The 11,694-nt window shown below is 48.8% G+C and carries 9 protein-coding genes; 3 read left to right on the forward strand and 6 right to left on the reverse strand.

Translation table 11 applies throughout. From position 1 onward, the window contains the following. Positions 1-10: 10 nt before the first annotated feature. Positions 11-1,162, forward strand: a complete 1,152-nt coding sequence (locus JQN59_RS26055) for a Fic family protein (protein WP_048227653.1) — start codon at positions 11-13, stop codon at positions 1,160-1,162. A gap of 125 nt (positions 1,163-1,287) precedes the next feature. Continuing rightward, positions 1,288-2,064, forward strand: a complete 777-nt coding sequence (locus JQN59_RS26060; RefSeq protein ID WP_121572319.1) for a hypothetical protein — start codon at positions 1,288-1,290, stop codon at positions 2,062-2,064. Between the two features lie 30 nt (positions 2,065-2,094). On the opposite strand, the gene JQN59_RS26065 is transcribed toward JQN59_RS26060, so the two are convergent. Both JQN59_RS26065 and trbC read right to left on the reverse strand, forming a co-directional pair. Then, complete coding sequence (locus tag JQN59_RS26065; protein WP_048227650.1) at positions 2,095-2,364, reverse strand: hypothetical protein; 270 nt, start codon at positions 2,362-2,364, stop codon at positions 2,095-2,097. A 72-nt stretch (positions 2,365-2,436) separates the two neighbouring features. After that, positions 2,437-4,737: an F-type conjugative transfer protein TrbC gene (gene trbC / locus JQN59_RS26070; protein WP_069325145.1), complete on the reverse strand. Its 2,301-nt coding sequence runs from the start codon at positions 4,735-4,737 to the stop codon at positions 2,437-2,439. Between the two features lie 108 nt (positions 4,738-4,845). On the opposite strand from trbC, the gene JQN59_RS26075 reads away from it, so the two are divergent. Then, complete coding sequence (locus JQN59_RS26075; RefSeq protein ID WP_145996428.1) at positions 4,846-5,976, forward strand: RNA-guided endonuclease InsQ/TnpB family protein; 1,131 nt, start codon at positions 4,846-4,848, stop codon at positions 5,974-5,976. Between the two features lie 55 nt (positions 5,977-6,031). On the opposite strand, the gene JQN59_RS26080 is transcribed toward JQN59_RS26075, so the two are convergent. From JQN59_RS26080 to JQN59_RS26095, 4 genes are all read right to left on the reverse strand, one after another. Continuing rightward, the gene (locus JQN59_RS26080) at positions 6,032-7,231 is read right to left on the reverse strand and encodes a thioredoxin fold domain-containing protein (protein WP_099530116.1); all 1,200 of its coding nucleotides are present in this window, start codon (positions 7,229-7,231) and stop codon (positions 6,032-6,034) included. Between the two features lie 52 nt (positions 7,232-7,283). Next, the gene (locus JQN59_RS26085; protein WP_048227648.1) at positions 7,284-8,492 is read right to left on the reverse strand and encodes a secretion/conjugation apparatus DotM-related subunit; all 1,209 of its coding nucleotides are present in this window, start codon (positions 8,490-8,492) and stop codon (positions 7,284-7,286) included. A 302-nt stretch (positions 8,493-8,794) separates the two neighbouring features. Continuing rightward, positions 8,795-9,427, reverse strand: a complete 633-nt coding sequence (excA, locus tag JQN59_RS26090; RefSeq protein ID WP_087879562.1) for a plasmid IncI1-type surface exclusion protein ExcA — start codon at positions 9,425-9,427, stop codon at positions 8,795-8,797. A gap of 61 nt (positions 9,428-9,488) precedes the next feature. Then, positions 9,489-11,648 carry a DotA/TraY family protein gene (locus tag JQN59_RS26095; protein ID WP_099530113.1) on the reverse strand — a complete coding sequence of 720 codons (2,160 nt, stop codon included), beginning with the start codon at positions 11,646-11,648 and terminating at the stop codon, positions 9,489-9,491. Positions 11,649-11,694: the final 46 nt, after the last annotated feature.

Consider the following 11,694-nt stretch of genomic DNA (forward strand, 5'->3'; position numbering starts at 1 on the left):
AGGAGCTTTAATGAATCGAGTAACAGGCCACTACAAAACCACCCAAAGCCACAATGAGGCTGTTCATGCCTTTGTGCCATTTCCTCTGCCACCAACGAAACCAGAACTGGATCCCCATGTATGGCAAGAACAAAATACACGAGCTGAACTTGCCCTGGCCAGGCTTTCAGGTATGTCTGGTCTCGTTGCCTCCGGAGAGTGGCTCATTTACAGCGCCTTGCGCCGCGAGGCATTGCTAACTTCCCAGCTGGAAGGTACCCAAGCTACCCTGACAGACGTTTTTGATGACGAAGCAGGTTTATCCGTTGCCAATGCGGATGATGTTGAAGAAGTTACACAATATCTGCAGGCATTCCGGTATGTCCGGGAACAAATTAACTCACCTGAAGGTCTTCCTGTATCGGTGCGGTTGATTACGGAAGCGCATAAGGTTCTTCTCAATGGTATTCGTGGCGCTAATAAACAACCCGGCAACATCAGAACCAGCCAGAACTGGATAGGCGGAACTCGTCCTGGTAATGCGGTCTATGTTCCTCCTCCCCCGGAAGAAGTCACGAACCTCTTGTCTGATCTGGAGCTGTTTATTCACGACCAAAATCAGACGTTACCTCCACTCGTTAAGATTGCCCTGGTGCATGCGCAATTCGAAACTATTCACCCCTTTCTGGACGGTAATGGACGCATTGGCCGACTGCTTATTGCAATCCTGCTGGAAGAATGGGGTGTCCTGCCCGAACCTCTTTTATATGTTTCCGGGTACCTGAAAAGCCATCAGGAAGAATATTACCGGTGTCTGTCAGAGATACGGAGCTATGGGAACTGGGAGCAATGGGTATCGTTCTTCCTGGAAGGGGTGGAGATAGCTGCTGAGGAGGCTCAACGGAGTATTATTCAGATAGCTTCTCTCATCGCCATGCATCGAAAGATGCTACTTGCGAACACCTCGACGTCCTTGCAAACCATGCGTCTTTTTGAGTTACTGCCAGTTATGCCAAGATTAACTGTCGAACGTGCTCAGTCTGAACTTGCGGTAACGTTTCCTACTGCCAGTACTGCGATCAAGGTACTCGAAGCTACAGGCATTCTTGTTGAAACGACTGGCAGAGCTCGCGGGAAAAGCTATGTCTATAAGGATTATGTCGACCTCTTGAGAAATGAGTGAGGGTTATAGCTACTCCAATACTTTTTAACGTCGCCTGCAAGGGTTTCTGTGCCTTGTCTTAGCTTTTTCTTCACGAATACACTGTGGCCTCCACCGCGGCATAGGGTATGTCCAGGAAATATGATTTGAAAATTGATGAGCAATTTTTCTGGAAAATATTTCGCGTTTTTTTTCCAGAACTACGTAAGTGGGTCACCAGGGCGCTGATAGCTGCCGGTATATCGATGTTGTCAGGGCCACTTTGGGTCCCCTATGTGAACGCATTTTTATCCAGGTACGCAAGCATTAATATACCAGATACGAGCACGAGTGGATGGGTATGTCTGGGGCTGGGTCTGCTCTGTTTGATAGCGAACGAAACACTGGATCGCTGGCCATCAAAAAAGAAGATGACTGCAGAAGACAAGGAAGATAAAAATACTCTTTATGAGTTATTCAGCCAGATGCACTTGCCTACTTATGACTGGTTTTTCCATCACGGAAAAATAACGTGGGTATATATTCCGGCACTTCATTACCACTACGGTGTTGAGGGTTATATTCAGGCTACTCAGTTCCATCTTCATGACAAAGAAATCAGGAAGTCTGTAGAGCTATTTTACAAGTCATGCTCGCGGGCATTTTCTTATGCATGGTACTTCGTTGAAACCAATAACCCTCATCTGCAGAAGTTCGGCCATCAGCACAATGTACATACTGATCCGTTGGCAAAGGCTGCTCATGATGATTTCCGGAACGCAGTATGTGAAGCAGAAGGGCACCTGAAAGACCTGTGCAAAGCGGTTAAAACAAAATATCCGGACTTTGATATGGAAGAAACGAGCAAGATCGCTAAGGATGAGCAACGGTCGTATTCGAAAGCACTGAATTTTGACTCAGCTACCTCCAAAGCAGAACTATAAAAACAAAAAAGGCCGCTTTCGCGGCCTTTTTTAGTTAAATGCAATGCGTGGAACTACTTCCCATTCCGCGTGGTCATTCTTTAAAACACATTTGTATTCAGAACCATCATGTTTAATCTGCAAACCGACGGTATAAAGCTTCTCGCCATCGGAGCAGGCGTACGCCTTCTGCTGGTTCGTGAGGAGGATGTTACGGATTTCAGTCAACTGCGCCACGGCATTGGCGTCTACAACAGGTTGGGGCGCTGCAGCGGCAACGGCTGAAAAACCAAAGAGTGCGGCAAAAATTAGTTTCTTCATTTCATTTCCTTTCGTGCTATATCATTTTGATTATCGGCAGTTGTTCCTAAAACCCGACAAATTTTTGAACTGTCACTCTGGCCATTCCATATCTGGCTGTGGTGAACTTGTCTGTTTTGGGGAGAAGAATGGCTCGTTTCTGTGCCGGGCAGGAGGAACATAGGCAGGTTGTGGAAGTGTCAGGTTCCTCAATATTGCATCCGGCGCCAGCTGAATTTCTTCAGCGTTTACTTCCGTCGATTCTGACTCAGGTTTATTGAGTGTGATGTACCGGATTGTTCGTTCCGCCATAGTGGTTGTTCTGATGATCTCCAGCGCTTCTGCCCAGAGGTTTTCTTCCCGTCCTCCGTGGTCCATGTCATATTCTGTCATCAGATTGTGTGCTTCCTGCCGATTGGCCAGCCGCTGCTGGAAGGTATCGATTATCTTCCAGGGTTCAGTTCTGGCCGCTTTACGCCGGCGCGAGGGTTTTTCTGTAAGTACACCAATGATTTTGCTGACGTTCTCCGCTGCCGGCAGACGGCGCTGTGCTGTTCGTGGGACAAGTTTGCGCAGTTGCTTAAGATTCGGTGGGTTAATCGTGATATATCTATTGATAATGACGGGGGCATTGCATGTTTTATCCTGAGGTTCGATGTAGAAAGATGCTCCTGGAACTGGATCACCTTGAAACACTGTGTAGTTCTCACCGGGTTGTAGCTTAATCAGGTCCTGCACATTGATTTTGTTCTCCATCTGGATATTGATGTGGTCACCATCGATCCAGGAAGTGCCAATGAGACCGTCTTGCCGCTGCAGGCTGACCATATTCGCCCGGGCTTCCTGCCCTGCAGCATTACTGATTGTTCTTGCCGTTTTATCATCACTCACGATTTTTCCGGCGACTTTGGTGCCTGCGTTCTGCATAAGGGTTGCGACGTTGGCCGCTGAGGTCTGATTTTCAATGCGCTCCTGGTCCTGACTCATCATTACAAGTGCAAACTCAAGAGAGCGTACCTGTGTAGCCTGAACGGCTATTCGCTCAGTGTAGTAGGCTCCCACCTCATCGAGATAATTCATGTAGGGGAATTTGCCTTTGTATTTGGTGATTTCAAGCGCTTCTGAGTCCAGTCCCTCCAGCTTGTGTCCAAGGTCCCGGGCCAGGATCATGCTCTGCTGGGTAACAAACATTCTCCCCAGTGCAGAGGTTGTGTGCTGCGACGTGTTCATGGCCGGGATCAACACCAGGAGTATGCGGTCGCTGTGAATACTGTCACGAATATCGATGTCGCCGGCATCCTCAGCGAAGATATTGCCGAACGTTTCTGTGAATGTGTTGAAGGTTTCCAGAAACTGGCCCGTCAGGTAGCTGTGCTGCTTGCGCGGCTCTTCTGTCCAGGCTGAAGGCTGCCGCACGGTGGCCATATCGAAACCCGGTACGTCTACCAGATAATTATAGAGCGGAGAGACAGCTTCTTCTGGCCACTGATCATCCACGGCACGGCAGTAAAGCCCGGCCAGTTTCTCCAGCGGCATAAACTCGCGGAGCAACTGCAATGACATGGTTTTGTTTTCACGGACACAGTAAAACTTTGTGCCAAAGACCAGCGCCTTGTTCATTGCAATAGCTCTGGACTGCCATTCTCCACCCTGTACGTTGGTCGGCAGCATTGATTGCATCGTCTCAGCCACAAAGGCCTCAGTGCTGTAGCAGAAGGGGTTCCACTGGTGAGACTGTGGCCGACTTTTATCTCCGTTCTGGATCATCTCACTGCGGGACATGCCGCTGTTCATGAAGTTGATGTACTCCACATCGTCCTCACGCCCAAAGCGGCGAGCCAGATAGTAGCAGGTACGTGCAGTGTCGTTCTGCGCCTTGCCGTCAACAAAGGTGAATCCCCGTCCCCAGCAAAATGAATTGAGCATCCACGCATAGATGGTTTCGGTTTTCCCGCCACCGGTCGAGGCAAAGAACATTACATGGCGGGTCAGATCGTCAAGGGTGAGCCACAGCTCGCGTCCGATATCATTCATTCGCTTATAGCCAATGTAGAATATCCCCTTACCTTTGCTTTCCTGCGTTGTTTCGTACTGAAACAGTGAGGGAAATGCTCTGAAAAAACTGCGTCGTACCTTCCTGTCTTCAGACGGATCTACTTTATTGAGGTGGACTGGCATTCGCATCGGCATGCGCCAGCGGTGGGTACCGAAGCTGATGCTGGCCACTATGGCCAGCAAAAGAAAGAGCGGTATGGCGAGTGGCCAGATAAAACTCGCCACCACACTTCCAGCCATAATTCCGGCATACAGCAGGTGGTCGCGCATAAGCTCAAGAACAGGGGAATTCCAGGCATTGCGCTTCATTAGCGCCTGATTTACGGGCGTATTATTCATCAGAATGCCTCCGGGAAACCCCGGCCTTTAGGCCGGGGAGGAAAGGAAGCGGTTTTCCGGCTAACTGCCTTTTGCATAATCAAATTGTCCTCTTTAGTATGTGAAACGATGAAACGCGCCTATAAATACCGGTTTTACCCGACACCAGAGCAGACTGAGCTTTTAGCTCAGACGTTTGGCTGTGTACGTTTTGTCTATAACAGCATCCTCCGCTGGCGCACGGATGCGTACTACGAGCGAAAGGAAAAGATCGGCTATATACAAGCCAGCGCGCGATTAACTGCACTGAAAAAAGAGCCAGAATTCGCCTGGCTGAATAACGTTTCCTGCGTACCCATGCAACAGGCGCTACGCCACCAACAAATGGCCTTTGCTAACTTCTTCGCCGGACGAGCCGCATATCCAGCCTTCAAAAGCAAACGCCACAAGCAGGCGGTTGAGTTCACTGCGAGCGCGTTTAAATATCGTGACGGCAAGTTGTACATGGCAAAGAGCAAGGCGCCGTTATATGTGCGCTGGAGCCGTCAGTTGCCGTCTGCGCCATCCACTGTCACTATCACCAAAGATGCCGCCGGACGATATTTCGTATCCTGTCTTTGCGAGTTTGAACCTGTATCACTGCCGATTACCGTTTCCACGGTCGGCATTGATGTTGGTTTAAAAGATTTGTTCGTCACCGACAGCGGATTCAAAACCAGCAATCCACGCCACACGGCTAAATATGCGAAGCGACTGGCTTTGCAGCAACGCATGTTAAGCAGGAAGAAAAAAGGCTCAAAGAATCGTGCCAAAGCCCGCTTAAAGGTCGCCAAACTCCACGCGAAAATGTCCGATTGCCGGATGGATAACCTGCATAAGTTGTCCCGCAAACTGATTAACGAAAACCAAGTTGTTTGCGTCGAATCCCTTAAGGTGAAAAACATGATCCGCAACCCAAAGCTGTCAAAAGCGATAGCTGACGCAAGCTGGAGCGAACTTGTTCGCCAGCTACAGTACAAAGGGGAATGGGCAGGGCGTAGCGTTGTCGCTATCGACCAGTATTTCCCTTCTTCCAGACGTTGTAGCTGTTGCGGCTTTACCATGAAAAACATGCCTCTTGATATTCGTCAGTGGCTCTGTCCTGAATGCGGGGCAGACCATGATCGTGATATCAACGCGGCCCGTAATATAAAAGCTGCCGGGCTGGCAGTGTTAGCCCATGGAGAGCCTGTAAATCCTGAACCGCATCACGCGGCTTAGGTTCGGCTCGTTGAAGTGGGAATCCCCGTTCTTCAGGGCTGGGAGCAGTCAAGGGTTACTCCTGGATGCTAAGGGAACTCACAAAACGGTCGACCTGTTCTTGTGTCATTGGATCGGTAATTTTCATGAAGTGAGCGATTTTATCAGGTGCGGCCAGCATGCCTGTTGCCAGACGAATGCCTGTGTCAGTCAGCACTGTCGGTGTACCTGAGAAACCAAATGCGCGGAAGCCTGTATCGTTTACGGCCACTACGGCTTGAGCCGACACGGAACAGTCTGAACTCACCTGTTGAGAGGTCGCCTGTCCAGGAACCTGCATGCCTGCGTCCGGGCGAAAAAGGTCGCTCCATGCTAAAGCACGGGCAGTCAGGTCTTTCTCGCACAATACCGGAACGATTTTATCTACGGCATCGCCACCGTCATTGACTACAGATACAGGGAAAATGACCACGTTGTAATTTTGTGCCAGCTGTTCGATTGCTGGTTCCATGCTTTTGCAAACCGCACAGGTTGGATCGAGGAATGCATACAGCGTACGTTCATGTCCGTTTGAGAGTGGGATGGTGAACAGACCCCGATCGGCGCTGCGCTTCAGTATGGCTACCATCTTCTGTCGGGCTGACTGTTCCGTCGCTTCTGTTGTTACTGGCGTAGGGGGAGTTACCGGTGTTGCTGCCGTCTGCAATGCTTCAGCAGGAGAGGCCGGTAAGGATTCATGGCTTTCCTTCATAATATTCTGCATATTGGCGGATTCAGCCTGTGCAACGTGGCTGACTGTATTGTCAGTCGGCGGGAGAACCGTCATTTTAGGTTGTCCCTGAATAGCGGCAGACTGTCGTGGCTGAACAGGGACAGGCTCTTCAGGTATTGTCAGTTCTGTGCTACTGAAATTAAGTGAGGTATGGTTGCTTGTACCCATGAACCATAACGAGGACGCAATCAACGCACCGCCAACAAACAGGGCAAGGGCTTTAATTCGCCGTTTTATCACCGCCTTACTCTGAGTTTTGAGTTGCAGTGCAATGGTGTTGAATACTTCTACCGCATCGTGCATCGGGTCATCAAGAAGTGTCACGGCTTCTTTTGAAAGCTCATAAAAGGCAATGAGTTTTTTATCATGAATGGCCATACGCTGTGGTTCGCGGAATATGAGCAGGGCCTGAGGATCGCCTTCTCCGCTTTGATGTAAAACCACAATTGTGTCGTAAATGAAATCGTTACAACGAAAGGTGGTGTAGGTGCTTTTCTGTGACATAAGGAGACTCCAGTAGACGGTATGTTAATTCGCGTTAGATATGTTCGGATTTTCAGAAGATGGGAGCGTCGTCGCCTCCCGGGCGAGTGATAACATCTTCCGTCAGTGACCAGTTGGTCCGGATGCGGCGCTTGCGGTCTCGGTCTGGCTGAGGTTCGTCCCAGATTAGCCCCAAGGACAGCATATCGATGCGCAGTCCCTCAATGGCTTCATCGACGCAGGCTTGCGGGCAGGGCAGGCCAAGTCGTATAGCCTCACTTTCGGTGCGGGCGACGGCGACGATACCTGCTCCTTCAATAAATCCTTTGGTGGTGTTTGCCCGGTGCAGGGCATAGAAGAGGGGACGATCCACTCCCTTGAGCCATAACCAGTTAGGCGGTGTCAGCCGTAAATCATGTGCGTACAGCCAGACCATGCCACTTCTGACGTAGCGGTGCTCATGCAACCACTTTTTCGCGCCTTCGCTCTGGATGACACGCTTAAAGGCAGTTCTGGCCAGCGCATAGACTGGTACTGAGAATTTCCCCTTATCACGGCGACTTTTGAGACGGCAGGAACGGTTCAGTTCATCCATCAGCGCTTTTGCTGCCGGGCGATCGTCCAGGAAAAACTGAAGGCCGAATATTGCGAACAGAGTTTTTTCATGCGGCGCAAGGCTTTTCCATCCATTCAGCGGACGTCCCAGCTGCGCCATGAAAACAGCCCGGCAGCGGGCAACATCGAGCTGCATGTTACTGATGAGTTGATGTTCTTCTACGAAACCTTCCGGGGTTTGTGCCGGACGTCTTTCCGGGCGACGTTTATCCAACAAGAGACGACTGGCATCTCCCTCACTAAGGATGGGGGAAATTGCAGGAGAAATAGCTTCCATGGCGAACGGCAATGTACTTATGTCGAGTACCCGCCGAGTTTGCCAGTTGCGGGCTGGATGGTGTAACCAGCTCCACAGGGAAGCGGTGGACAGGGGAATGAGGAATATCATCAAGATCCCTGTAGTTTGCTCCATCACGTTGATCCACTGATCGTACGTGATGTATTGGGCATTGTTGGCGGTGACGGCCAACAGGTTATAGCGCGGTGCGGCCCAGGTATGGAATGGTCCAAAGTCAGCCATACCCCACAGGATATGCAAAATGAAACATGACCAATACACAAACTCGGGCAAGTACAGCCAAGCGACAAGCAGAACCATAATGCCCAGGATGGCGAGGGCGCCGAGAAATTCAAGCGGGTCATTCGATCCCACGCGAGCGGATGTCATGGATAAACTCCCAAGATGAAGACTAACTAAATAAAAAAGGGCAACAACGCATGGACTTATCTAAAGTCTGTAGGCGTGTTTACTGATGAAAACGGAAGGTGAAAATATATTGATTGGTTAAAAATTAAATTATTGTGGATCTGATATGGATCCCCTTTATTTGAGTAATAATCAATAAGGAGTCAGATTGTGGTTTTAATTATCATTGTCTGTTTTAGAGTGAATTTTCAGGGCAATGATCTTCGTTAATAAAAATAGCCGGTAATTAAACCGGCTATTTATTGGAGGGGAGTAGATGTGTTTTAGGCAAGAACGGGAACTGGTAGTCCTGTCAGAGCTTCGATCTCGGCACGTTTTTTATTCACGACATCATTGAAGTTAAAGTTATAGCTGTATCCTTTATTGTTCATTGCGTGCAAATGGTTAGCAATACTGGATGCAGCGCCGGTATCAATAAGAATCATCGGCAACGATGTGAACTTTGTGAACAGGCGCAGCTTTGAGTCTTCAACCTCTGTACGGGTTAGGCTGTAAGCATCGAAACCAATGACATCCATAACGTTGCCAGGATAGATTCTGATGTACAAAAACGTTCCTTGCTGGAAGTCGAAACCCAGATAGGTACTTTGCCAGAAGAGCCAGCCTTCTGAGTTGATGTCCGGCTTGAAGTGCCCTGTATCCTTGATTTTCTCAATAACAGCAAGGATCTTTTTTTTGCGATTATTGGCTATAGCATAATTGATAGCAAATGGAGCGACTAACAGAAAGCAACTCGCTAATGCGTATAGATACGCCTCCGCGCGAACAAACTCATCCATTGAGATAGAAAGTGAGCAAAGCAAGAAGATCAGCACGAATGAGATAATGCCGAACTTCAAAAATAATGATTTTGCTACAGAGTATAAAACCCACCACTTAGGGAATCTATCTTTCATAGTCAACCCTCCTTATGTTTTGTTATCTATATTATAGCGACACTGTATAGATGTCCACTCATTAGCTTTTTATTCCATCATTATTATTTTCACCAGGACCATTCATTCCCTTAGTATTAACTCCAGGTGTATGCCGTATATTTCTCCCACCGGCTACAAACATATCTTTCACTGAGCCAGCCATACTTCCAAGGGTATTGGCTGCATCCCGACCACCAAGGAAGGAAATGACGTAGTCAGGTAAATAGGCCTGCAAAGCGAATATGCTAGATACAAGAGTTGTGCAAATCCGAGCATAAATCATTAAAAAACCGGCCATGCTGAATAACCCTGTCAACGAGTTTGCTTGAACATTGACCAGAGCTGCGCCAAAAAGTGCATGAAGGATAGTTCCGGTCGCAACAATAGCAACGGAAGCAAAGAAAAATCCAAAAACCATGAGTGAGGGACGAATCATGGTATCGATAAAGTAGATGTAACCATATGCTGCTCGACTACCTCGGTCCTGAGACGTACCCAGATGTGTGGCCCCCCACAGAGGCCCAGCTGCACAACCCACCAAAACACTTACTATCCAGTTACCAATACCAGTCATCCAGTAGATAAACGGAATAAATGGCAAGTAAATTGAAAGTGTAAATCCAGCGCTAAACATAAGTAATAACAAGAAGTAAACTGCTGGGGAAATGGCATCAAGCCCTTTATCTACAGCACTAATTGCACCTGTCATATTGACAACTTTTCCAAGAAGCGATGATTCCCCCCCTGCAACCACAGCACGTAGGATGGTGTAAGCTGTCAAAGTACCTTCAGCTGCAACAAGAGTGTAATCCCCAACATTTTTCATCTTAACTAAAGGGTTTACTTGTCCTGTTGTAGTACCAGTTCCACTATAATTTGTTGCAATATTGCTTGTTAAACTTACGAAAAATGGGGAAATGGAGTTCATGAGTATGCTATTTGGATCATTACCCTCTGATGCGTTTAACTCATTTTTCGATGTTGTTGTGCCTGCAGGAGGAACATAACTGGAGTTTTGCAACTGAGTTCGATAGGCACTCATTAACGCGCTGAAAAGATCACCGCTGCCAATTTCCCCTAAAGAGGACATCCCACTGGTCGCCGGCGCGCGACTGGCAACTTCAGTTAGGCGTTGGTTGGCCGTTGCGAAAGTTTGATACCAAGCGCCGAGAGCCGCCCAGCCGTATGTATCGAGGTAATTCCTGACAGCATCCTGAATGCCATTTTGCTCACTCTGTGCCGGCAGCGCACGCTGTACTGTTTGTTCATAGTTGCTGGCAGCGCGTTGAATGCGGGTTTCTATATCCGGGAGTGTGCCGTTTCCGGTCGTTCGCTTATTCATAAATCCTGTAACAAACTCGCTGGCAGCGCTATCCATATCCTGAATCATTGCTTCCATCGCTTTGTTTTGTGCGTCCACGACTTCACGTGTGTCGCTATTACTGAAGGGATTAAAGAAGCTCCCAGAGCCAGACGAGGAGCCTGATTTCTGTTGTTCCGGAATTGTTGCTGTGCCACACACTCCACTGCCATTAGTGACCCGGTAGGTATAATTCCCTCCAGACGAACTGGATATCTCCATCATTTTTGCTGTGGTGGAATTGGCAGTGCTGCTGTAATCGTCTAGTGCTGTATTGATGGCGTATTTACACAGCTGCATCTCAAAAATGCCACGTGCAGAAGTACGGGTTGAGGCCTGTGTGGGCTGCACAGTCAGGGAGTAGCCGCTGGCAATATCACTTGCTGCTTTGGACACCATCAGGTTGGCAGAACCTACCCCCATAATCGATGCGCCCCAGAGGATGATGAGTTGTGACATACTCCAGCCATTGGCTGTCGGAATAATCATCAAGAATCCTGAGACTGTACTCAGCGTACTGGTGATATCGCGATCTCCACTGAATACCTTGCCCTGATGCCCCGTTTTGTTGATGTACTTTAAGCCAATAATTACAAACCAGACGACGGCAAGGACGGCAATAATTCCGTTAAAGAGAGCAAACAGATTCCCGATCATCGTGGTATTACCGGCGGCGAGAGGGTCTAGCACCACGTCGCCGAAGATAGTGACCAGAGCCTGTCGGGAAAGGTCCTGGGCATTGGTCGCAGCAGAGACTATATCATCGTAAGTGACACCGGCGCGTGCCGGGATAGCAGGTATAAGCAGCCCTGCACAAAGCGCACGAATGAGATTTTTCACGGTAACTCCGGATAAAACATGAATGCCGGGATGGCGGTTGGGGCAG

The sequence above is a fragment of the Citrobacter sp. B72 genome, from assembly GCF_016894305.1.
GTDB classification, from domain to species: Bacteria; Pseudomonadota; Gammaproteobacteria; order Enterobacterales; family Enterobacteriaceae; genus Citrobacter; species Citrobacter portucalensis.

Bases quoted from the DNA above. Each gene is read 5' to 3' on its own strand.
- JQN59_RS26055 (WP_048227653.1), top strand. From the start codon at position 11: ATGAATCGAGTAACAGGCCACTACAAAACCACCCAAAGCCACAATGAG.
- JQN59_RS26065 (WP_048227650.1), bottom strand. From the start codon at position 2,364: ATGAAGAAACTAATTTTTGCCGCACTCTTTGGTTTTTCAGCCGTTGCC.
- trbC (WP_069325145.1), bottom strand. From the start codon at position 4,737: ATGAATAATACGCCCGTAAATCAGGCGCTAATGAAGCGCAATGCCTGG.
- JQN59_RS26075 (WP_145996428.1), top strand. From the start codon at position 4,846: ATGAAACGCGCCTATAAATACCGGTTTTACCCGACACCAGAGCAGACT.
- JQN59_RS26080 (WP_099530116.1), bottom strand. From the start codon at position 7,231: ATGTCACAGAAAAGCACCTACACCACCTTTCGTTGTAACGATTTCATT.
- JQN59_RS26085 (WP_048227648.1), bottom strand. From the start codon at position 8,492: ATGACATCCGCTCGCGTGGGATCGAATGACCCGCTTGAATTTCTCGGC.
- excA (WP_087879562.1), bottom strand. From the start codon at position 9,427: ATGAAAGATAGATTCCCTAAGTGGTGGGTTTTATACTCTGTAGCAAAA.